At 53.7% G+C, this 23272-nt stretch carries 20 protein-coding genes; 10 read left to right on the top strand and 10 right to left on the bottom strand.

The window, feature by feature from the left end:
- Positions 1-190 precede the first annotated feature (190 nt).
- Positions 191-1204, bottom strand: coding sequence for a LacI family DNA-binding transcriptional regulator (locus N5923_RS14200; protein WP_267142000.1), 1014 nt, complete (start codon positions 1202-1204; stop codon positions 191-193).
- 346 nt (positions 1205-1550) lie between these two features.
- On the opposite strand from N5923_RS14200, the gene N5923_RS14195 reads away from it, so the two are divergent.
- Positions 1551-2498: an ABC transporter substrate-binding protein gene (locus N5923_RS14195; protein WP_267141999.1), complete on the top strand. Its 948-nt coding sequence runs from the start codon at positions 1551-1553 to the stop codon at positions 2496-2498.
- A 1-nt stretch (position 2499) separates the two neighbouring features.
- Here the strand turns inward: N5923_RS14195 and N5923_RS14190 are convergent, their stop codons facing one another.
- Positions 2500-3387 (bottom strand): PfkB family carbohydrate kinase, encoded by an 888-nt coding sequence (locus N5923_RS14190; protein WP_267141998.1) that lies wholly within the window; start codon positions 3385-3387, stop codon positions 2500-2502.
- Between the two features lie 28 nt (positions 3388-3415).
- Between N5923_RS14190 and N5923_RS14185 the strand changes: the two genes are divergently transcribed.
- Both N5923_RS14185 and N5923_RS14180 read left to right on the top strand, forming a co-directional pair.
- Positions 3416-4261 carry a BtpA/SgcQ family protein gene (locus N5923_RS14185; RefSeq protein WP_267141997.1) on the top strand — a complete coding sequence of 282 codons (846 nt, stop codon included), beginning with the start codon at positions 3416-3418 and terminating at the stop codon, positions 4259-4261.
- 1 nt (position 4262) lies between these two features.
- Positions 4263-4907: a TenA family protein gene (locus N5923_RS14180; protein ID WP_267141996.1), complete on the top strand. Its 645-nt coding sequence runs from the start codon at positions 4263-4265 to the stop codon at positions 4905-4907.
- A 59-nt stretch (positions 4908-4966) separates the two neighbouring features.
- On the opposite strand, the gene N5923_RS14175 is transcribed toward N5923_RS14180, so the two are convergent.
- The gene (locus tag N5923_RS14175; protein WP_267141995.1) at positions 4967-6031 is read right to left on the bottom strand and encodes an NAD(P)-dependent alcohol dehydrogenase; all 1065 of its coding nucleotides are present in this window, start codon (positions 6029-6031) and stop codon (positions 4967-4969) included.
- Positions 6032-6254: 223 nt separating this feature from the next.
- The gene (gene uvrA / locus N5923_RS14170) at positions 6255-9083 is read right to left on the bottom strand and encodes an excinuclease ABC subunit UvrA (protein WP_267141994.1); all 2829 of its coding nucleotides are present in this window, start codon (positions 9081-9083) and stop codon (positions 6255-6257) included.
- A 241-nt stretch (positions 9084-9324) separates the two neighbouring features.
- On the opposite strand from uvrA, the gene ssb1 reads away from it, so the two are divergent.
- Complete coding sequence (gene ssb1, locus N5923_RS14165; protein ID WP_267141993.1) at positions 9325-9882, top strand: single-stranded DNA-binding protein SSB1; 558 nt, start codon at positions 9325-9327, stop codon at positions 9880-9882.
- Positions 9883-10040: 158 nt separating this feature from the next.
- Here the strand turns inward: ssb1 and N5923_RS14160 are convergent, their stop codons facing one another.
- Positions 10041-10628 carry a CGNR zinc finger domain-containing protein gene (locus tag N5923_RS14160; RefSeq protein WP_267141992.1) on the bottom strand — a complete coding sequence of 196 codons (588 nt, stop codon included), beginning with the start codon at positions 10626-10628 and terminating at the stop codon, positions 10041-10043.
- Between the two features lie 186 nt (positions 10629-10814).
- Between N5923_RS14160 and N5923_RS14155 the strand changes: the two genes are divergently transcribed.
- Positions 10815-11732: an alpha/beta fold hydrolase gene (locus tag N5923_RS14155; protein WP_267142051.1), complete on the top strand. Its 918-nt coding sequence runs from the start codon at positions 10815-10817 to the stop codon at positions 11730-11732.
- Positions 11733-11775: 43 nt separating this feature from the next.
- Here N5923_RS14155 and N5923_RS14150 read toward each other — a convergent pair whose 3' ends face one another.
- Positions 11776-12600, bottom strand: a complete 825-nt coding sequence (locus N5923_RS14150) for an ABC transporter substrate-binding protein (RefSeq protein ID WP_267141991.1) — start codon at positions 12598-12600, stop codon at positions 11776-11778.
- Between the two features lie 94 nt (positions 12601-12694).
- Positions 12695-13576 carry a polysaccharide deacetylase family protein gene (locus N5923_RS14145; protein WP_267141990.1) on the bottom strand — a complete coding sequence of 294 codons (882 nt, stop codon included), beginning with the start codon at positions 13574-13576 and terminating at the stop codon, positions 12695-12697.
- A gap of 774 nt (positions 13577-14350) precedes the next feature.
- On the opposite strand from N5923_RS14145, the gene N5923_RS14140 reads away from it, so the two are divergent.
- On the top strand, positions 14351-14992 hold the full coding sequence (locus N5923_RS14140; protein ID WP_017801650.1) for a hydrolase: 642 nt from the start codon (positions 14351-14353) through the stop codon (positions 14990-14992).
- Between the two features lie 60 nt (positions 14993-15052).
- Positions 15053-16636, top strand: coding sequence for an MFS transporter (locus N5923_RS14135; protein ID WP_267141989.1), 1584 nt, complete (start codon positions 15053-15055; stop codon positions 16634-16636).
- 35 nt (positions 16637-16671) lie between these two features.
- Here the strand turns inward: N5923_RS14135 and N5923_RS14130 are convergent, their stop codons facing one another.
- The gene (locus tag N5923_RS14130) at positions 16672-17580 is read right to left on the bottom strand and encodes a LysR family transcriptional regulator (RefSeq protein ID WP_267141988.1); all 909 of its coding nucleotides are present in this window, start codon (positions 17578-17580) and stop codon (positions 16672-16674) included.
- Positions 17581-17690: 110 nt separating this feature from the next.
- On the opposite strand from N5923_RS14130, the gene N5923_RS14125 reads away from it, so the two are divergent.
- Together N5923_RS14125 and N5923_RS14120 are read left to right on the top strand one after the other, a co-directional pair.
- Complete coding sequence (locus tag N5923_RS14125) at positions 17691-18248, top strand: antibiotic biosynthesis monooxygenase (RefSeq protein WP_267141987.1); 558 nt, start codon at positions 17691-17693, stop codon at positions 18246-18248.
- 19 nt (positions 18249-18267) lie between these two features.
- On the top strand, positions 18268-20136 hold the full coding sequence (locus N5923_RS14120) for an amidohydrolase (protein WP_267141986.1): 1869 nt from the start codon (positions 18268-18270) through the stop codon (positions 20134-20136).
- A gap of 56 nt (positions 20137-20192) precedes the next feature.
- On the opposite strand, the gene N5923_RS14115 is transcribed toward N5923_RS14120, so the two are convergent.
- Positions 20193-21527 carry an MFS transporter gene (locus N5923_RS14115; RefSeq protein WP_267141985.1) on the bottom strand — a complete coding sequence of 445 codons (1335 nt, stop codon included), beginning with the start codon at positions 21525-21527 and terminating at the stop codon, positions 20193-20195.
- 306 nt (positions 21528-21833) lie between these two features.
- Here N5923_RS14115 and yghX point away from each other — a divergent pair, with 306 nt between their 5' ends.
- Positions 21834-22718, top strand: coding sequence for a YghX family hydrolase (gene yghX / locus N5923_RS14110; RefSeq protein ID WP_267141984.1), 885 nt, complete (start codon positions 21834-21836; stop codon positions 22716-22718).
- Positions 22719-22763: 45 nt separating this feature from the next.
- Here yghX and N5923_RS14105 read toward each other — a convergent pair whose 3' ends face one another.
- The gene (locus N5923_RS14105; RefSeq protein ID WP_267141983.1) at positions 22764-23177 is read right to left on the bottom strand and encodes an ASCH domain-containing protein; all 414 of its coding nucleotides are present in this window, start codon (positions 23175-23177) and stop codon (positions 22764-22766) included.
- Positions 23178-23272 lie beyond the last annotated feature (95 nt).

Below are 23272 nucleotides of genomic sequence, written 5' to 3'. Positions count from 1 at the left end.
CAACCATGCCAGCTTAAAAAGTGGTCGATTTTATTGTGACTAACCTGCTGGAAAATAAGCACAAAAAAATCTCACATTCAGTAAACCGGTTTACCTGCTGCTTAATAAGTTTATGCATGTGATGAAAAAATGCACAACCGATGATGTGATTATGTGCGGAAATTGTGCGCCAGGCACCACTTTGGTGCGTTCAGAGCAGAGATTTAATCGAGTCGCGGGCGATCCATTCGACCGGCAGGCGCATTTCAGTGGCAGACTCACCCTTGCCATTTAGCAGTTGCAGCATCATATCCACCGCCAGGCGGCCCATCTGGCGCGCGGGCTGGCGGATCGTCGAAATTCGCGGTTGGGTAAATCCGGCATAACTGGCGTCATCAAAGCCCACCAGTGACAGCGCTTCCGGCGCCTGTAAGCCGCGCTGACGCAGCCCGTCCAGCAGCCCCAGCACCAGATAGTCGCTGGCGGCAAATACCGCCGTTGGACGCTCGGCGCCGCTAAACAGTTGCGTCAGCGCCTGCTGTCCGAATTCACGCTGATAGGCGCCAAACATTACCCATTCCGGTCGGCAGCTCAGCCCGGCTTGTTGCATGGCGAGGCAGTAACCCTGATAACGTTCGCGCACGCTCATCAGCGCATCCGGACCACCGACAAAGGCGATATGCCGGTGACCGGCGGCAATCAGCTGCTCGGTGGCGATTTTGCCCCCCTGCAGGTTATCGGCAAACACCTTAGGCACCTGGCTGCCCGGAATATCTTCATCCAGCAGGACAATGCGCTGCTGACGCATAATCTCTTTACGTAACAAGCCGTTATCCGGACGGTTAGTGGTAAACAGCAGACCATCCACCTGGCAGGTATCCAGCCAGCGAATAAACTGGCTCTCTTTATCCGGGTTGTTGCGAGTGATGCACAGCACCAGGCTGTAACCACGCTCGGAAGCGGCCTCTTCGGCGGCATCGGCCAGTTCGGCAAAAAAGGGGTTGGTGATATCGGGCAGCACTAAACCGAGGGTTTCACTACCGCCTTTGCTGAGACGGCGCGCCAGGCTGTTACCGCGGTAATCGAGTTGATTAATCGCTGACTCGATGCGCTCAATCGTTTCCGGCGGCAATACAATGCTGTTATTCAGATAGCGTGACACCGTGGCTTTTGATAACCCGGCAAGGTTAGCCACATCGGAAAGCAGCACGCGTTTTTTAATCATTGGCCTTACCAGCAAAGGGGGGAATGAATATCAGTAGCATAGTTGTAAGCGGCAGTTATAGCACTTTCTGCTGTGCCTTGCGCCGCCGGTATCGCCGGTGGTTAAAAATTAATCCTTGACAATTTTTGCGCAGAGGCGAATTTTAATAACCAGTTTACCTGCAACACCCATTCACGTTACTAAGACATTTCGCCCAGGCACCGACATGGACCGGCAGCCGAAATGGAACAGCAACGTTTGCCTTAACATACGGCTATTTTTGTCGTGTGCTCGTGATATTTGTCCCGCCAAAAAAATACCTCCGCACACCTTTGGTGCGGGCGACGCTATTCCGACGAGGGCATTTATGATGTTATTCAGCAGCGCAAAAAAAAGCATTATTACCTCCACGCTCCTGGCTTCTGTTTTTATGATCGGCAATGCATTGGCGGAAACCCCAACCTATGCGCTGGTGCAAATTAACCAGCAGGCGCTGTTCTTTAATTTAATGAATAAAGGCGCGCAAACGGCGGCGAAAGAGAGCGGGAAGAATTTAGTGATTTTTAACGCCAATGATAATCCGGTGGCGCAAAACGATGCCATTGAAAACTATATCCAGCAGGGTGTGAAAGGTATCCTGGTTGATGCGATTGATGTTAATGGCATTATGCCAGCGATCCAGCAAGCGGCAGCGAAAAACATCCCGGTGATTGCGATTGATGCGGTGTTGCCTGCCGGTCCACAGGCCGCGCAGGTCGGCGTCGATAATATCGAAGGCGGTAAGATTATTGGTAAGCATTTTGTCGACTATGTGCAGCATGAGATGGCTGGCAAAGCGCGGGTTGGCATCGTCGGTGCGCTGAATTCGGCGATCCAGAACGCCCGGCAGAAAGGTTTTACCGACACCATTCAGTCCAACCCACAGATTACCGTCGCGGATGTGGTTGATGGCCGCAATATTCAGGATGATGCGATGACCGCGGCGGAGAACCTGATTACCGGTAACCCGGATATGACCGCCATTTATGCCACCGGTGAACCGGCGCTGCTGGGCGCGATTGCCGCCGTCGAAAACCAGGGACGGCAGAAAGATATCAAAGTATTTGGCTGGGACCTGACGGCGCGCGCAATTAACGGTATCGACCAGGGTTATGTGGCGGCGGTGCTGCAACAGGATCCGGAAAAAATGGGTGCCGAAGCGCTGAAAGCGCTGAACGCCATTACATCCGGCAAAACCGTGGCGAAAAATATTCTGGTGCCAGCAGAAGTGGTCACCAAAGCAAACGTTGATCCTTACCGTCCGCTGTTTAAATAACTCAGTTTGCCGCCTGCTGGTCGCGGTTCAGAAGTACGGTAAGTTCGCTGTGGGTGGGGAAAGCGCTCAGGGTGCCACGGCGGCTAACGGTAATGGCGGCAGCGCTGGCTGCGTGAGTAAGCGCTAACTGATCAATATTAACGTTGCGGCGTAGCGCCGAGGCCAGCATTACAGCGAGAAAGGTATCGCCCGCGCCGGTGCTATCAATTGCCGTCGTCGGCGTGGCAGGAACAAAGTGGCGTTGCTGCTGTTGATATAGCCAGGCGCCGCTGGCGCCAGTGGTGATCACCAGCGTGCTGGCGGCGCGAGTTAATACCGGTTGCAGCTGTTGCGCCTCCAGCTGATTAAGTACGGCAATATCAATCAATGACCACAGCTGAGCGAAGCCGCTTTTTACTGGCGAGGGGTTGAATACGGTGATCATCTGTTTGTCGCGTGCCAGCTGGAAAATGGCCCGGGTTTTCTCCAGCGGAAAATTGCCCTGCTGCAGCAGGACATCACCCGGCACGGCACTCTCCAGCGCCTGCGCGACAGTGGCAAGATCTAACGCATCGGCGGCTTCGGTGGTGGTAATAATCGCATTATCACCGTCGGCGATATTAAATATAATTGAGGTATCAGTATGAACAGGTAATGACGAAGTGGGTAACAGACAAAGGTTTTCCTGGATAATCACATCTCTTATCCAGCGGCCATCATTATCATCGCCGGTTGCTGCGATTAAGCTGGTGTTTATTCCGCAGCGCGACAGGATAATTGCCTGGTTTGCCCCTTTGCCGCCAATATCCTGTGAATGTTTTTTTCCATGAATCGAGGATCCCTTTAAGGGTAACTCATCTATTTCCCAGGTTTCATCGACGGTAATATTACCGGTGACATAAACTCGCATAACGTTTCCTTGATGTAAGGTGCAGATAATGGTTTCTATATCAGCAGAAAAAACTGACGCAATACAAGCGATATTTTCACGTGAAAAAGTGGTAATTGGTGTTATTCACTGCGACCCTTTCCCAGGAACACCAAAATACAGCGGAAAATCAGTGGAGGATATTATTGAGCGCGCGCTACGCGATGCTGATAATTATATTTCCGGTGGCGTCCATGGTTTGATCGTAGAAAACCATGGCGATATCCCGTTTGCTAAACCTGAAGATATCGGCCCGGAAACCGCCGCGCTGATGGCGGTGATTACCGAAAAAATTCGCAGCCGTTTTGCTGTTCCGCTGGGGATTAATGTACTGGCTAATGCGGCGATTCCGGCGCTGGCGACGGCGCTGGCCGGGGGGGCAGATTTTATACGCGTCAACCAGTGGGCTAATGCCTACATCGCCAATGAAGGTTTTATCGAAGGGGCGGCGGCGAAGGCGCTGCGCTATCGCAGCCAGCTGCGCGCTGAGCATATTCGCGTATTTGCCGACAGCCACGTAAAACATGGCAGCCACGCGATTGTCGCTGACCGCTCAATTACCGAATTAACCCGCGACGTCGACTTTTTCCAGGCTGATGCGGTGATCGCCACCGGCCAGCGTACCGGTGATAGCGCCACCCTTGATGAGATTGATGAGATCCGTGGCGCCACCGCGCTGCCGCTGCTGGTGGGCTCCGGCGTGACGCCGGATAACGTCGGGCAGATCCTGTCACGCACCCAGGGGGTGATTGTCGCCAGCGCGTTAAAACAGGATGGCGTCTGGTGGAATGATGTCGAGCTGGTGCGGGTAAAACAGTTTATGGCGGCGGCACGCGCGGCGCTGGAGGGGGAATAAGATGGCGCTATTTAGCGACCGCCTGCTGCGCGAGCATCAGGGTGCCTGGCAGGCAATGCAACAGCATCGCTTTGTCTGCGATATTGAGCAGGATCGCCTGCCCGCTGCGGTATTTAACCGTTATCTGGTGTTTGAAGGCAACTTTGTCGCCACGGCGATTGCCATCTTTGCGCTGGGCGTCAGTAAAGCGCCGGATATTCGCCAGCAGCGCTGGCTGATTGGGGTGCTGAATGCGCTGGTGGACACGCAAATTGCCTGGTTTGAGCAGGTGCTGGCGCAGCGCCAGGTCGTCAGCGCTGATTACCCGGATGATCTGCCCGCAGTGCGTCGCTTTCGTGACGGCATGCTACAGGTCGCGCAACAGGGCAGTTATGCGGAAATTATCACCTTAATGTTTGGCGCTGAATGGATGTACTACCACTGGTGTGCGCGGGTGGCAAAACAGACGCAAAGTGACGCTGATTTACGTCGCTGGGTTGAGATGCATGCGGAACAGGAGTTTCACCAGCAGGCGCGCTGGTTAAAAGATGAGTTAGATCGTTGTGCGCAGACGCTGAGCGCAGAAGAGAAAATGGCGCTGTCGACGCTCTATGGCAAGGTGCTGAAGTGGGAAATTGATTTCCATACTGCCGCTTATGCGGATTAAAATTATCGAAATGGGTGTATAAAACATTGTAGGGGAGCCGTTTTCGGCTCCCAACAAATTTACACGCCAGCTTCGCTGCGCAAGCTGTCGAGATCGATCACAAAGCGGTACTTCACATCGCTTTTCAGCATACGTTCGTAGGCTTCGTTAATTTCACTGATTTTAATCAGTTCGATATCGGAAACCAGATTGTGCTTACCACAGAAATCCAGCATTTCCTGCGTTTCGGCGATACCGCCAATCAGTGAACCGGCGATGGTGCGGCGTTTAAAGATCAGATTCCCCACATGCGGTGATGGATGATCGTGTTCCGGTACACCGACCAGTGTCAGGGTGCCGTCACGACGCAGCAGTTCAAGAAATGGATTCAGATCGTGCTGGGCTGCCACCGTGTTAAGGATAAGGTCAAAACTGTTGGTATGTTGCGCCATCTGCTGAGGATCTTTCGAGATCACCACTTCATCAGCACCCAGCCGTTTACCGTCAGCGACTTTGGATTCTGAAGTGGTAAACAGCACCACATGTGCGCCCATCGCATGCGCGATTTTCACGCCCATATGACCGAGGCCACCGAGGCCAACAATACCGACTTTCTTGCCCGGGCCTGCGCCCCAGTGATGCAAAGGTGAGAAAGTGGTGATACCGGCACACAGCAGCGGCGCGGCACCGGCCGGATCGAGATTTTCCGGAATGCGCAGCACAAAATCTTCATGCGCCACCACCTGAGTGGAGTAACCACCGTAAGTGATCTTGCCGTCGTGACGATCCTCGCCGTTATAGGTAAGGACGAAGCCATTTTCGCAATACTGCTCCAGACCCTCTTCACAGCTGGAACAGGTGCGACAGGAGTCGACCAGACAGCCAACACCCACCAGGTCGCCAACCTTGTATTTCTCGGTGTGGCCACCGACAGCGGTCACGCGGCCAACAATTTCATGTCCTGGTACAACCGGAAAAACGGTGTTATGCCATTCATCACGGGCCTGATGAAGGTCGGAGTGGCAGACGCCGCAAAACAGCACTTCAATTTGTACATCATGTTCACGTAGTTCACGCGGCTGATATTCGAATGGCGCCAGACGGGATTTAGCATCCTGCGCGGCATAGGCGTGCGTAATATTCATGGTGTCTCCAGATCGGGTTAGTGTCGTATCGTGGGGAACTGCTAAAGATAAAAAACAGCAAAGAAGCGAACATTAAGCGTAGTCAGTGGCGGGGCAGAAGGGTATGCCTGAAAATGTCTAAATCTTGCCTGATTCTGCAAGAATATGGGCAATTAAGCAGAAGCGGTAAAAAGCGGGCGTAGAGGGAAATTGTGGGGCCAGCCAGCACCGGCCCCGCTAAAGATTAGATTTTTAACAATGGTTTCAGGAAGCGTGCAGTATGCGATTTTTCGCAAACGGCGACTGTCTCCGGCGTACCGGACACCAGAATTTCGCCGCCGCCGCTGCCGCCTTCCGGGCCGAGATCAACAATCCAGTCGGCGGTTTTGATCACATCAAGATTGTGCTCAATCACCACGATGGTATTGCCCTGGTCGCGCAGCTGATGCAGCACTTCCAGCAGTTGCTGAATATCGGCAAAGTGCAGACCGGTAGTCGGTTCATCGAGAATATACAGCGTCTGACCGGTACCGCGCTTCGACAGCTCACGCGCCAGCTTCACGCGTTGCGCTTCACCGCCTGACAGCGTAGTCGCCGACTGGCCGAGACGGATATAAGAGAGACCGACGTCGATCAGGGTTTGCAGCTTACGCGCCAGCGCAGGCACCGCATCAAAGAACTCACGCGCCTCTTCGATGGTCATCTCCAGCGTCTCGTGAATGCTCTTGCCCTTGTACTTAATCTCCAGCGTTTCGCGGTTATAGCGCTTACCTTTACACTGGTCGCAAGGGACATAGATATCCGGCAGGAAGTGCATCTCCACTTTGATCACGCCATCGCCCTGACAGGCTTCACAACGCCCGCCACGCACGTTAAAGCTAAAGCGGCCCGGATTGTAACCACGCGCACGCGATTCCGGCACCCCGGCAAACAGCTCACGCACTGGGGTAAAGATACCGGTATAGGTGGCAGGGTTGGAACGCGGTGTACGACCAATCGGACTTTGATCGATATCGATCACCTTGTCGAAATGTTCCATACCGGTGATATCACGATAGGGCGCCGCTTCCGCGATGGTCGCGCCATTCAGCTGACGCTGGGCAATCGGGAACAGCGTATCGTTAATCAGCGTCGACTTCCCGGAGCCGGAGACGCCGGTAATACAGGTGAACAGACCGACCGGCAGCGTTAAGGTGACATCCTTCAGGTTGTTACCGCGTGCGCCGCTCAGCTTCAGCACTCTGGCCGGATCGGCCGGTACGCGCTGCTGCGGAATGGCGATTTCACGTTTGCCGCTAAGGTACTGGCCGGTAAGCGAATTCTCGGTAGCCATAATATCGTCGACCGTGCCTTCCGCGACGATCTCGCCGCCATGCACCCCGGCGCCCGGGCCGATATCAATCACGTGGTCGGCGGCGCGGATCGCGTCCTCATCATGTTCCACCACAATCACGGTATTACCGAGGTTGCGCAGATGGATCAGGGTTTCCAGCAGGCGTTCATTATCGCGCTGATGCAGACCAATCGATGGCTCATCCAGCACATACATTACGCCAACCAGTCCGGCGCCAATCTGGCTCGCCAGACGGATACGCTGCGCTTCACCACCGGATAATGTCTCGGCTGAGCGCGACATCGACAGATAGTTCAGGCCAACGTTGACCAGGAACTTCAGGCGATCGCCAATCTCTTTCAGCACTTTTTCAGCGATTTTCGCCCGCTGGCCGCTGAGCTTCATATTCTGGAAAAAGTCCATGGCATGGCCAATGCTCATTTCCGAAATGGTCGGCAGGGTGGTGTTTTCAACAAACACATGCCGCGCTTCGCGACGCAGGCGCGTGCCTTCACAGCTGGCGCAGGCGCGGTTGTTAATAAATTTAGCCAAATCCTCGCGGACTGCGGCAGATTCGGTCTCTTTATAACGGCGCTCCATATTATGCAGCACGCCTTCAAACGGATGGCGACGCACGGAGGTGTCGCCACGATCGTTGATATATTTAAACTCGATACTCTCTTTGCCGGAACCGTACAGGATCACCTGGCGGGATTTCTCATCCAGCTCGCTAAACGGCGCTTCGATATCAAATTTCAGATGCTCTGCCAGCGAGCGCAGCATCTGGAAGTAGTAGAAATTACGTCGATCCCAGCCGCGAATCGCGCCGCCCGCCAGAGACAGATCGGGATTCTGCACCACGCGATCCGGATCAAAGTATTGCTGCACGCCCAGACCATCACAGGTCGGGCAGGCGCCAGCCGGGTTGTTAAATGAGAACAGGCGTGGTTCCAGCTCGCTCATGCTGTAGCCGCAAATCGGGCAGGCAAAGTTGGCGGAGAACAGCAGTTCTTCCGCGCTGGTATCATCCATATCGGCGACAATCGCCGTGCCGCCGGAGAGCTCCAGCGCAGTTTCAAAAGATTCGGCCAGACGCTGGGAAAGGTCTTCGCGCACCTTAAAGCGGTCAACCACCACCTCAATGGTGTGCTTCTTTTGCAGTTCCAGCTTGGGCGGATCGGAGAGATCACACACTTCGCCGTCGATACGGGCGCGGATATACCCCTGTGAAGCCAGGTTCTCCAGCGTCTTGGTGTGCTCGCCTTTACGATCCTGCACCACCGGCGCCAGCAGCATCAGACGCGTGCCTTCCGGCTGCGCCAGCACATTATCCACCATCTGGCTGACGGTTTGCGCCGCCAGCGGCACATCATGGTCCGGACAGCGCGGCTCGCCAACGCGGGCAAACAGCAGGCGCAGGTAGTCGTGAATTTCAGTGATGGTGCCCACGGTAGAACGCGGGTTATGCGAGGTTGACTTCTGCTCGATCGAGATCGCTGGCGACAAGCCTTCGATATGATCGACATCCGGCTTCTCCATCAGGGAGAGAAACTGACGCGCATAAGCAGAAAGCGATTCCACGTAGCGTCGTTGCCCCTCAGCGTACAGCGTATCAAACGCCAGCGAGGACTTACCGGAACCTGACAGGCCGGTGACAACAATCAGTTTGTCGCGAGGAATGGTCAGGTTGATGTTTTTCAAATTGTGGGTGCGGGCACCCCGGACTTCAATCTTATCCATGCACGTTTCCCGGATTAACACAGACCTCACTGTGCCCCTACCCGTTATAGCCAGGCCCGGCACAGCCAGAACTAAACGTGTCATTATGGCACAAAAAAACCTGAATGGATATCCAGTGTTTGTCTGCAACGTTGCAACAAGGCTCGGCTTTTTACGTGGGTGATCTGAAAGTAGGAACTGGCCGGATGCCATGTTAGAATTTAGGGTTTAGACTTAATGAATATTCAGCGGAGAGACCAACATGGCCAGCAGAGGCGTTAACAAAGTGATTCTTGTCGGAAATCTGGGTCAGGATCCGGAAGTCCGTTACATGCCGAATGGTGGGGCGGTTGCCAACATTACTCTGGCCACGTCCGAAAGCTGGCGTGACAAGGCGACCGGCGAAACCAAAGAGAAGACCGAATGGCACCGTGTCGTGCTGTTTGGCAAGCTGGCTGAAGTGGCAGGTGAATACCTGCGTAAAGGCTCTCAGGTTTATATTGAAGGCGCACTCCAGACCCGTAAATGGACGGATCAGGCTGGCGTTGAGAAATATACCACTGAAGTCGTGGTCAACGTTGGCGGCACCATGCAGATGCTGGGTGGCCGTGGACAGGGCGGCGGCGCATCAGCAGGCGGCCAGAGCGGCGGTCAGGGCAACAACAATGGCTGGGGTCAGCCACAGCAGCCACAGGCAGCGCAGGGCGGTAATAACAACCAGTTCAGCGGCGGCGCGCAGTCTCGTCCGCAGCAGCAGCAGAACAACGCGCCGGCGAACAATGAACCACCAATGGATTTTGACGACGATATTCCGTTCTGATCCTGACGTTTTTCATGTCAGAACAAGGGTTATGTAAGTTTTAGCATAGCCATTATTACTGAAGCGCCAAATTTTATCCTCTGGCGCTTCAGTAATTAAAGGCGCTGTTAATTAGCGCCCCCGCTAACGGCAGGAGCGAATACAGCGGCAATAATCGGTTATTTTTTCTGTTGCCGGAAACGCGCCACTTTTGCCCGATTGCCACAAACCGCCATGCTACACCAACGGCGGCGGTGCGCCTTAGTGCGATCAAAAAACCACAGGCTGCAATCCGGGTGCTCACATTCCCGCACCAGCACAAAGTTCTCATCGGCCATTAACAGGGCTGCCTGCTCTGCCACTGGCGCCAGCTTTTGTACCGGCGTCTGGCTGGTATAAATACGTTTTAACTGCAATCCACCCTCTTCAGAACTAACCAGCTGCTGATAAACAGTGGCCGCTGCCAGATATCGGTTAATCCCTTCTGGCTTAACAACATTACCCGCCTTTTTGTCTGCGACCATTTCTCTGATGACGTCACGCAACCGACGCGCTTCCTGTAGCAAAGCGCCAGCATCTGCTGTCACGTCCTCATTAGCAATTGCCAGCTCTGCCTGCTGTAGCCAGCAGTCTACGTCATTATCAGCTTGAAAGACGTCCTGTGGATGCCCATCAACCTGCATCACCGTATTGATAAAATCCAGCGCAGGATGGTCTGCCACAAACAAAGGTCTGTTAGCGGAATGGGTGTGAGTTTCAGACGCCATAAAAACCTCCATAAGCAAAACGATGCTTAATGTAACCCATAAAACAAAGGGTGAACAGTTACTGTGAGAGGAAAAAACCACAAAGTAACCTCTAAAAATGCACTTGACAGGTTACAAATATTGCACATAATCACTCAACAAGTAACCGCTAAAATTAAATTCAATAGTTACAAATGGAGCGATATGATGAACCGACAATCCGCATTTCCGGTGCACTACAAATACCAACAAGCAGATGGTGTAAACGTTTTTTATCGCGAGGCCGGTGATCCATTAAACCCGACACTGCTGTTACTGCACGGTTTTCCTGCTTCCTCGCACCAGTTCCGTGAGCTGATTCCGCTGCTGGCTGACCGATTCCATATTATTGCGCCGGACCTGCCTGGTTTTGGCTTTACTGACGTACCGGCGGATCGCCATTACAGCTGGCGCTTTGATTCGCTGGGTCAGACGTTGATTGCGTTTGTCGATGCACTTGGTCTCAAAAGTTACGCCATGTATGTGTTTGACTATGGCGCGCCGGCCGGGCTGCGTCTGGCACTGGCTTATCCTGAGCGCGTCACCGGGCTGATTTCTCAGAACGGCAATGCCTATCTTGAAGGGCTGGGCGATGCCTGGGAGCCGGTGCGTGCTTATTGGGCTGATGCTTCAGAAGAGAATGGTCAGGTTATTCGCGATGCGATTCTGAACGCAGAAGGGGTGAAGTGGCAGTATCTGCATGGCGTAAGCGACCCGCACAGCGTGGCGCCGGAAAGCTGGATGCTGGATACCCTGCTGATGGAGCGTCCCGGTAATAAAGATATTCAGCTGGCGCTGTTCCTCGACTATGCCAGCAATCTCGAACGCTATCCGCAGTTTCAGGCCTTTTTCCGTCAGCAGCAGGTGCCAACGCTGGTCATCTGGGGCAAAAACGATCCGTTCTTTATTCCGCCGGGAGCTGAAGCTTACCGACGTGATAATGCCAGCGCCGTCGTGGAGCTGCTGGATACCGGTCACTTTGCCCTTGAAACCCATAGCGTATATATCGCACAGCGGATCGGTGAAGTGATTGGCGATAAGCAAGGCAGTGAACGCCAGGCTAAGGGGAAAGATTCTGTTCTTTAGTGGCTGTGATTCGTTATCGCGTGCAGAGAATCACAGCCGTTAATCAGAGCGCTGTCGCCGGTTTACTGTTGATTAATGCGGCAGGCACTGCACTGACCTCTGGCAAATTCCACTTCTTAAGCAGCGCGGCATAGCGACCATCATCGATCATTTTTTGCAGCGCCTGCTGTAAGTTTTTCTGCAATGGCACATTATCGCTTGATACGCCCATCCCCATGTAGCTGAAATTGATCGGCTGATCCACAGTGGTGAACACGCCTTTTTCGATTTGCTGGATATAAGGAATGGTTAAGCTATCCTGGGCCATGGCATCGACACGGTTCTGTTTAAGTTGCATTCTGGCGTCGATATTATTCTCGGCGCCAACAACGTTCATCTTAGTTAATCCCGCTTGAGTACAGTGTTTATCACTCCATTCATTAAGTTGTGCAATAATATTGGTTGCGCGACTTGCCGCAATTTTTTTGCCACAATAATCTTTTAGCGTATTCCCCTGAACGGCTGCAGAGCTCAATACCATTAACTGAGTGCCTGACCGCAGATAATCAACAAAAGTAAGATGTTTTTGTCTTTCAGCGGTATCATTCATGGCGCTCAGAAAGAAATCAAGGCGACCGGTTTGCAATGAAGGAATTAACTGAGCGAATGCTGTTTCGGAGAAAGTGATTTTTACGCCCATTTCCTGCGCCAGCTCTGCGGCAAAATCTATATCAAATCCGACGGATTTACCCGTGGCGGGATCGCGCATTTCCACTGGCGGATAGCTCGGGTAACCACCCACAATAAGATCTTTAGCACAGGAGAATCCCGAAAACATTGCCATTAACCATCCACACAATATCGCCAGCTGTTTTGGTAAATAACGCATAAACGCACTCCTTAAAATGATAATAATGTTGATATCAGATAAGTAAAACGGCCTGAAAAGTAAGCCAGTATGCTGTTTTGTAACTGCTATTTCGCTATTTCGCTATTTCGCTGGCTAAGAAGTGTTGGTATATATTCTCGCCTGTGGTGATCCAGACATCATTTTTTTCAATAGCATATTCGAGGAACTCGCGTAATAAACGCAGACGCATCGGGCGACCGCTGACCTGTGGATGAATAACGGTGGTCACCATGGCCCCCCAGGCACGTACTTCATCCAGCTCGTCCTGCCACATTGATAAAACCTGCTCGCGCGGCAAAATCGTTCTTGGGCTGAAGCGTGCGCAAAGTCCATGCATCCAGTCGTCATAACTGGCGGTAACAGGAAGTTCAACAATACCCTCGCGCTGGTCGGGGAAAATATGCCGATAGGGCATGACATCATCACGCCATGAGCTGGAGTATTTTATTCCGGCTTGTTGCAGCACCTGCAATAACTCATAGCAGTTCTCGCCAAAGGGAGCGCGATAGCCAGTGGGGGTAATGCCCAATTTTGCCAGGCTCTCAAATCCTTTGCTTATTTCCGCGGAGAAGTAGTCTGCACCCGGATCTGGCAGTAAATGGTGATAGCCATGATGTCCAATCTCATGGCCAGCGGTAGCAATTTTCTCTACCATCGCCGGATAGACATCCGCTACCCATCCCGGGATAAAAAAGGTGGCGGTTAATTGTAAACTTTCCAGCATCTCCAGCAGCTTATTGACGCCTACTCTGTTTTCGTAACCACCGTAAGACATGGTAACCAGTCTGTCGGCATGGGCCGGATCTTTACTGGTCCATGCGGTTTCCGCATCGACATCAAATGATAAAAACATCGCGGCATTATAATGTGCTGGCCAGCCTGTCACCGGAGAGGGGGCCGCAAGGTTAGCGGGGCGCATTGGAATTTGTGCCAGTGATTGTTCATTGAATAACATAAAGCATGCTCCTTAATGACAGTTAAAAGAGGTTTCGCTACCGACTTTTGCATAACGTCCACAGGTAATGCTTACAATAAGCTTTAATTAAGCTCATCTTTTTCAGCGGGATGATCTGTATGGCGAGAATGAGTGTTGCGTTGTAAATGTCAGATGGCAATATTTAATATGGAAAGTGAAGTTTCCCGTTCGGGAAACAATCAACTTAAGATACCCATTTTTTTCGGATATAAGTGACGTTTTATTTTTCAGGGTATTACCGCTTGCACTGTATTAATGTGCTCATCTATAAGGATGAACTTATATTTACTTTAGCTATTCATGTTATTTAGCGGGAAATCGGATTGTGTTAATAAGATTTCGTTATTTTGGTACCGCGAAACCCTATTTTTTTAGAAGTGAGCATAGCCGGTGCGTCTGCGGTAAAAGATAAAGTGCCCCCTGATGCTGGTCACTGCACAGAAATTCTCTTGAAAGCGGTTGATTACCGGCGGCGAGTACGCCGCCCGTACCGAACACTCATAGACTTATGCAGGGGCGGCGTTCTCGCCGCCCGTGCTGATGTGGTGTGCTTAATTTTATTTTGACGAGTTGTTAAAGGTTTTTTGACAAGCTATCTGTATGACTTTAATGGATATTACGCGCGCGCGGCCTGTCAAAAAATTCTGAACAAGTTAACAAATTCTTTCCGCTATCTGTGAAACCATTCCTCTCGTATTGTGATTTCCAGCAGCACAACACTAACCGAAAACAACATCCTGAGAGGAAATAATCATGTCTAAATTCGACCTGCTTGACCCACAGAACTCCACGCTGATTTTTATCGACCATCAGCCGCAAATGTCTTTCGGCGTTGCCAATATCGATCGCCAGCAGCTTAAAAATAATACTGTCGCCCTGGCGAAAGCGGGCAAAGTTTTTAACGTGCCGGTGATTTACACCTCGGTGGAAACCGAAAGCTTCAGCGGCTATATCTGGCCGGAACTGCTGGCGGTGCACCCGGATGTGCAGCCGATTGAGCGCACCTCGATGAACTCATGGGAAGACGCCGCCTTTGTCAAAGCAGTGGAAGCCACCGGGCGTAAAAAACTGATTATCTCTGCGCTATGGACCGAAGTTTGTCTGACCTTCCCGGCGCTGATGGCGCTGAAAGAGGGCTATGAAGTATATGTGGTGACCGATACCTCCGGCGGCACCAGCGTTGATGCGCATGAGCGCTCAATTGACCGTATGGTGCAGGCTGGCGCGGTGCCGGTAACCTGGCAGCAGGTGCTGCTGGAGTATCAGCGTGACTGGGCGCGCAAAGAGACCTATGACGCGGTGATGGATCTGGTACGTGAGCACAGCGGCGCCTACGGTATGGGTGTCGATTACGCCTACACCCTGGTGCATAAAGCCCCGGCGCGTAAAGCATAAGCTGGCTGACTGCAAACTAACGCCGGAGTCCTGATTGCAGGGCTCCGGCAGGAGAGAATAATGCGTAACCCGACTCAGACTACGGCAGCATCCGGCGCGTTTGCGCCACTAACCCAGGGGCTGTTCGCCGTTATCTGGGCGGCCACCGTGATGGGCAATACCGGCAGTTTTATGCGCGATGTCGCCAGCTCATGGCTGGTGACCGGATTATCATCTAATCCGGCGGCAGTGGCGCTGATGCAGACCGCCGCCACATTGCCGATTTTTTTGCTGGCGATACCCGCTGGGGTATTGTCCGATATTCTCGATCGCCGTCGGCTGCTGATCTCTGTTCAGCTGTTGCTGGCCAGCGTCAGCGGCACATTGCTGCTGCTGTCACATTATAATTTGCTGACGGTGGACTATCTGATTGCGCTGACATTTATCGGCGGCATCGGCGCGGCATTAATGGGGCCAGCCTGGCAGGCGATTGTGCCGGAACTGGTGGCGCGACCGCAGCTGAGAAATGCGGTGGCGCTAAATTCTCTGGGTATTAATATTGCGCGCGCTATCGGCCCGGCAGCCGGCGGCTTACTGCTGGCCGGACTGGGTGCCTGGGCGGCCTATGGCGCCGATGTGCTGAGCTATGTATTTGTTATCGCAGCGTTGCTGTGGTGGAAACGACCGCATAAAGCGCAGGATGCCCTGCAGGAGCACTTTTTTGGCGCTTTCCGTGCCGGGTTGCGTTACGTCAGAGCCAGCCGCGAATTGCACCGGGTACTGCTGCGTGCGGCCATCTACTTTGCCTTTGCCAGTGGTATCTGGGCATTGCTGCCGCTGGTGGCGCGTAATTTGTTACAGGGCGACGCCGGTTTCTACGGCATGATGCTCGGCGCGGTGGGTGTTGGCGCGATTGCCGGCGCCTTATTGCTGGCGCGTTTACGTCAGCTGCTGAGTAGCGATGGCTTGATGCTGCTGTCGGCGGTGCTTTCCGCGCTGGTGATGGTGCTGCTGGCGTTAACACCGCCACAGTGGCTGGCGCTACCGCTGATGGTGGTGCTGGGCGTTGGCTGGATTATTGCCCTCACTACGCTGAACGGTGTGGCGCAGGCGGTACTGCCGGACTGGGTGCGCGGTCGCGGGCTGGCGGTCTGGTTAATGGTGTTTAACGGCGCAATGGCCGGCGGCAGTCTGTTTTGGGGACTGGTGGCGCGTCAGAGTGGCTTAGTTACCACGCTGCTGATTGCCGGTGCAGCGTTATTGATGTCAGCATTGCTGGTCTGGCGGCTGAAACTGCCTGCCGGTGATGCCGATTTACAGCCATCGGGCCACTGGGAGACGCCGGAGCTGGAAGGCGACGATCGCGGTCCGGTAATGATTCAGATTCACTATCAGGTGGCGCAGGAAGATCGCCCGGCATTTCTCAGTGCTATTCGTAAGCTGTCACTGGTGCGACGTCGTGACGGTGCATCGGCGTGGGGGATCGCAGAACATAGCGCTAAAAGCGATACGCTGGTGGAGTGGTTTCTGGTGGAGTCATGGCATGAGCACTTACGTCAGCATCAGCGCGTTTCCAACGCCGATGCCGATCTGCAACGTGAAGTGGTGAGTTTTCACCGTGGCGATGCTAAGCCGGTGGTGCATCATTTACTGTCACTGCATTAAGTTACCGCACCGGCGAATCGCCGGTGCGGCATAGTCTATTCTGCGGCGTAAACGGCATGGATGCCGGTGAAGTTTTGCAACCGTTCGCGCCACCACTGCGCGGCATTGCCAGTAGCGCTCTCTTTCCACGCCAGAAAAGCCTGATCGCGCCGCGGTTCACTATCCAGCTGGCGCTCCACCAGCCGGCCATCGGCCAGATAAGGCGCCGCCAGATAACGTGGCAGATAGCCGCAACCCAGTCCGTCGAGCTGCGCCTGCACTTTATCGCTAAAGCTGTGAACGCTGAGAATCGGCTGCTCATCCAGCACCCGCAGATCGCTCCCTTCGCCATGGCGCGAAGAGTCATTCACTACCACCGCCCGATATTGACGAATCTGCTCGCGCAGCAGCGGTTGCGCCAGGGCCGCCAGCGGATGCTGTGGCGCAATCGCAAATACATATTCCAGCCAGCCAATCGGCGTACACTGGATGCCGTTGTGTCTGACCGGTTCCTGTACCGCGCCAAACACAATATCGGCTTCGCCGTAGCTTAACGCTTCCCAGCAGCCTGCCAGCACGTCATGGCGAAACAGCAGTTGAGTATGTTGATGCTGCTGACAGAACTCATCGATCAGCGGCGACAGCAGGGCGAAGGGCACTGAAGCATCAAGGCTGATGGTCAGTTTGCTCTCCCAGCCGCTCTCAACATATTTCGCCTGCTGTTCCAGTTCACTGACCGCGCGCAGCAACACACGACCTTTTTCCAGCATCAGGCGGCCGGTGGAGGTAAAAGTGGCGCGATGGCCGGAGCGATCCAGCAGGGTAATCCCCAGATCGCTTTCCATTTTTTGAATGGTATAACTCAGTGCGGAAGCGGTTTTAAACATTCTGGCCGCGGCGGCGGCAAAAGTACCATGGCGATCCAGCGCATCCAGGATCAGCAGAGCTTCAAGGTTTAATCGCATTATTTACCCAACCCCAAAATTGTTTAACAACAAGCCAAAATCTTTCCGTTATCAATAATCATGCCTGGTTCGTATTGTAAAGCCATCTTAATTGGCTTCAGGAGAATCTTATGGATTATCCGCATCAACCGGATCATATCACCTTAGTGATCACCCATCGCCTGCAGCCGGGCAGGCAGCCTGACTACGAGCGCTGGCTGGACAGAATTATGCCACAGGCGGCGCTGTTTCCCGGTCACCTTGGGGTAAATGTCCTGCGCCCGCTGCATGGTGAACTGACCTATACCGTGCTGGTGCGATTCGTCAGTATGGATAATCTTTATCACTGGATTCATTCCAGCGAGCGTCAGGCGCTGGTGGCTGAATTGCCGCCGTTGTTGCAGGGACAGGAGCATATTGAAATGCGTCCCGGTGCGGCGTTCTGGTTTACGCCCGCGACGGCCACATCGCCGCCGCCCGCGCGCTGGAAGCAGTTTCTGCTGACGCTGGCGGTGATATTCCCCTCGACCAATCTGGTTCCGTGGTTCTGGAGTCAGGTATTACCGATCAGTAAAGGCACCCTGTGGGGACATTTACTGAATGATGCCTGTGTGGTGGCGCTGGTGGTTTATCTGTGGATGCCGGCAATTACCCGCTTATTTAAAAACTGGCTGACCCCGCGCGGTTAGTCTTACCTGGAGAAAAGTAATGACAACAGCTTCATTAGTTCTGACCAACGGTAAGTTTCATACGGTGGATCGTGAAAATCCGCAGGCAACCGCGGTGGCGATCAAAGACGGCAAATTTCTGGCAGTGGGAAGCGAAGCAGAGGTGATGCAGTTTGCCGGTGCGGCAACCAAAGTCGTCGATCTGCAGGGCAGCACTGGCATCCCGGGGCTGAATGACTCGCATCTTCATCTGATTCGCGGCGGGCTGAATTACAACCTTGAGCTGCGCTGGGAAGGTGTCCCGTCGCTGGCCGATGCGCTGCGGATGCTGAAGGAGCAGGCGCTGCGCACGCCGTCGCCACAATGGGTGCGCGTGGTAGGCGGCTGGAACGAATTTCAGTTTGCTGAGCGCCGGATGCCAACGCTGGATGAAATAAATGCCGCTGCACCGGATACGCCGGTATTTATTCTGCACCTTTATGACCGCGCCTTACTGAACCGCGCGGCGCTGAAAGTGGTGGGTTACACCCGCGACACGCCAAATCCACCAGGCGGTGAGATCCAGCGCGACAGCAAAGGCAATCCTACCGGTATGCTGATTGCCCGCCCGAACGCGATGATTCTGTACGCCACGCTGGCGAAAGGGCCGAAACTGCCGCTGGAGCAGCAGGTCAATTCCACACGCCAGTTTATGCGCGAACTGAACCGCCTTGGGGTAACCAGCGCGATTGATGCAGGCGGCGGTTTCCAGAACTATCCCGATGATTATGAAGTCATTGCCGAACTGCACAGTAAAAAGCAGCTTAGCATCCGCATTGCCTACAACCTGTTTACCCAGCGTCCCGGTCACGAACTGGAAGATTTTGAGAAGTGGACCGATATGCTGAAGCCGGGGCAGGGCACCGATTTCTATCGTCATAACGGCGCCGGGGAAATGCTGGTGTTCTCGGCGGCGGACTTTGAGGATTTCCTTGAGCCGCGTCCCGAGCTGGCGCCGGGAATGGAGGATGAGCTGGAGCGCGTGGTGCGCCATCTGGTGGAACATCGCTGGCCGTTCCGTCTGCATGCCACCTATAACGAATCGATTAGCCGGATGCTGGATGTGTTTGAAAAGGTGAATCGTGATATTCCGTTTAACGGACTGCACTGGTTCTTCGATCATGCCGAAACCATTACCGAAGCCAATATTGAGCGTGTCAAGGCGCTGGGTGGCGGCATTGCAGTGCAGCACCGTATGGCTTTCCAGGGAGAGTACTTTGCCGAACGTTATGGTAAAGAAGCAGTAAAACACACCCCGCCAGTGGCGCGGATGCTGGATGCCGGGGTGCCGGTCGGGCTGGGCACCGATGCCACGCGGGTAGCCAGTTATAACCCGTGGACCGCGCTTTACTGGCTGGTGTCGGGTCGTACCGTCGGCGGAATGGCGATGTATGATGATAACGCACGGCTCGATCGCGAAACTGCGCTGATGCTGTGGACTCAGGGCAGCTCATGGTTCTCCAGCGAGCAGGGCAAAAAAGGGCAGATCAAGGTCGGACAGCTGGCGGACTTGGTGATTTTGTCGCAGGACTACTTCAGCGTGGCGGAAGAGGCGATTAAAAGCATCGAGTCAGTGTTAACCGTGGTGGATGGCGAGATTGTCTATGCCGCAGGGCGTTTTGGCCCGCTGGCGCCGCCTTCTATTCCGGTGCTGCCTGACTGGTCACCGGTGGTCAGCGTGCCGGGCCACTATCGCAGCGCGCCGCCGCTGGCCGATGGCCGCGTTGGCATGATGCCGCAAGTGCATCACTGCGGCGGTGCCTGTGGCGTGCATCAGCATCAGCACGATGTGGCGCGTCGTTCTTCCGTGCCGGTGTCAGATGACAACGCGTTCTGGGGTGCGCTGGGCTGTTCCTGCTTTGCGTTTTAACGGCTGAAAGTGCGTCAGGTCCGGTGGTTGTCCGGGCCTGACGGTTAGCCGCAAAATCAGTGCTTCTGCCACTGCTGATACTCGCGTTTCAGTCGCGCCGGGGCAGTTTCTGGCATCAGCATCAAACCGATTAGCGAGATAATACCCAGCACCACCACGTAAGTCGCCAGGCCATAATAGTGCCCGCCCGTTATTTGCAATATTTTAACCGCCACTAATCCCAGCACCCCGCTGCCAATCAGTGAACCGACCTGCCAGATCAGGGCGATGCCGCTACAACGAATATGCGTTGGGAATAGTTCAGGAAAGAAAGAGGCCTGCGGCGCGTAACACATGCTGTGTCCAAACGTCAGAACCATAATCATCACCAGCTGGGTTAACCAGAAATTGTCCTGATTAATCGCCAGAAAGAAGGGCACAATCATAATGATCTGTAGCAACGCACCCGTGATATAGACCGGTTTACGACCGATTTTATCTGACAGGGCGCCAATCAGCGGGATGGCAATAATTTCCAATATGATTGCCACTATCATCGCTTCCATTAAAATATTGGCGTCAAGTTGATTTGCTTTGCCATAGGCCAGCACAATCACGGTAAACAAAGCGAAGGTGCAGGCTTCAATCAGTTTGGCACAGACCCCTTTCACCACAATCCCCGGGAAGTCACGAATCACTTCGACTAACGGGCGTGACTCTTCTGCTTTGGTTTCACGGATTTGGGCAAACACCGGTGATTCATCAATGCGCAGGCGGATAAATAAGCCGACAATCACCAGCAACAAACTGAGCAGAAAGGGAATACGCCAGCCATAATCCATCATCGCTTCCGGCGTCAGAAGGGCATTTAACAGGGCAAACAGGGCCAGCGGCAGTAAAAAACCGACCGGCGCACCCACTTGCACCCAGCTGGCAAAGAACCCACGACGGGCGGGTTGCGAATATTCCGCCGTCATCAGTACCGCTCCCGCCTGCTCTCCTCCCACGCCAAATCCCTGCAACACCCGGATAAGGATCAAAATAATCGGCGCCCAGATACCAATTTTCTCATAGGTCGGTAACAGGCCAATACAGAAGGTGCCTAAGCCGACAATCAGGATGGTGATTACCAGCGCTTTTTTGCGGCCAACTTTATCGCCAATATGCCCGAAGACCATGCCGCCCAGGGGTCTGGCAAGAAAGCCGACAGCGTAGGTGGCAAAAGCGGCAAGCGTACTGACCAGTGGATCGTCACTGGGAAAGAACAGGTGTCCAAAGAACAGTACGGCAGCAGTACCATAGGCAAAAAAGTCGTAATATTCTGCCGCTGTGCCAATGGCTGACGCGGTGGCTACACGTCGGATAACAGGGGTATTCGCGTTAACATCTGTGGCTTCGACTGACGTATGCATTAGGCAATGACCTGTATTGTAGGGTAGTGATATTTCACCAGCGATAAACGTAAACTACCCAATACGCACTACCATACAAGTATTTGATCAATGGGTGGCGATACTGGTCACACTATTTAGATGATTTTTATGTAACCATCATTAGCTCAATGGATTCAGCCAGTGCCGCGGTGCATCATCTGTCTGTCAGGGGGATTTTTAAACATGCTGGCCTGATCAGGATTTTTCAGTTAGCAACTTTGCCCGCCGTCGGCCATAGTGTAAAAACCGCTTTTCCCACTTAACTGATGTGAAAGGAGCACTGCTATGGCCCGTCTGACCGCAAAAGATTTCTCCCCGGAACTGCTTGAGCTATACGACCACTACGTGCATGGCAAAATCACCAAGCGTGAATTTCTCTCCCTCGCTGCAAAATTCGCCGTTGGCGGCACCACCGCCACGCTGCTCGGCACCCTGATGCCCAATTATGCGTTAGCTGAACAGGTCGAATTCACCGATCCTGATATTGTCGCGGAGTATATTGAGTACCCATCGCCCAATGGACATCAGAAGGTGCGGGGTTACTGGGTTCGCCCGGCGTCGGCGACCGGGCCGGTGCCCGCAGTGGTGGTGGTGCATGAAAACCGCGGGCTGAATCCTTATATAGAGGATGTCGCGCGGCGGGTCGCCAAAGCGGGGTTTATCGCGCTGGCGCCTGATGGGCTTAGTGTGGCAGGCGGTTATCCTGGCAACGACGATAAAGGCCGTGAACTGCAACAGGCTATCGACCCCAGCAAACTGATGAATGACTTTTTCGCGGCGATTGAGTTTTTACTGCAGCATAAACAGGTGAACGGCAAAGTCGGTATCACTGGTTTCTGCTATGGCGGTGGCGTGGCAAATGCTGCTGCGGTGGCTTACCCGGAGCTGGCCGCTGCGGTGCCGTTTTATGGCCGCCAGCCGAAAGCCGAAGATGTGCCACGTATCAAAGCGCCGCTGTTAATTCACTATGCGGAGCTGGATACGCGGATTAATGAGGGCTGGCCAGCTTATGAAGCGGCGCTGAAGGCGAATAATAAAACCTGGGAAGCGTATATCTATCCGGGCGTACATCATGGTTTTCATAACGATTCGACGCCACGTTACGATAAAGCCGCCGCGGATTTAGCCTGGCAGCGCACCATCGACTGGTTTAAACGCTATCTGGTGTAGCGGTTTTTGTGGCGACGCCGCTGAGCCGGTGTTCGCCAGTGCTGCTTATAGCGTTTCCACTAGCTGAAACTCGCTAAACAGTAACTCCATCTGCTCCGTGTAGCTGCCTTCACGGCTAAAGAATGCCTGATGCTCATGCCGCCAGTAAGCCAGGCTGCGATCGCCTTCCCCCTCTTTACTCGCCAGCTCGCTGGTGACGTCGCAAAAGCGAATAATATGCAGTGCAGTAGTTTTAATCACCGCAACCGGCTGATCCCTGCCGTCTAAAATAATGCTGAAATCACCGACGGCCGGCAGATCGTTTTCCTGTTGATAAGCCTGGAGCGATCCACAACTGGCGGTTTTGATCCCCGCGATCACCAGCGCTGCCAGTTCATCTGCCATTTCTGGCGAATCACCAAACGACCAGGCTGATGCCTGCGGGTATTTTTGCTGTAAGCAGGGTAATGGATTATTCATCGTGATGTTGCAATCCTTGTAGGGGCGAGACGGCGTAATTTGTACATTCCTTAACAACTTAGCAGAATTCCGCTACTTGTTACTATTGATGCAAC

Origin of the sequence: Winslowiella arboricola (genome assembly GCF_025527015.1) — a bacterium.
Classification (GTDB): domain Bacteria; phylum Pseudomonadota; class Gammaproteobacteria; order Enterobacterales; family Enterobacteriaceae; genus Erwinia; species Erwinia arboricola.
This window is presented reverse-complemented; position numbering and strand designations above follow the sequence as displayed.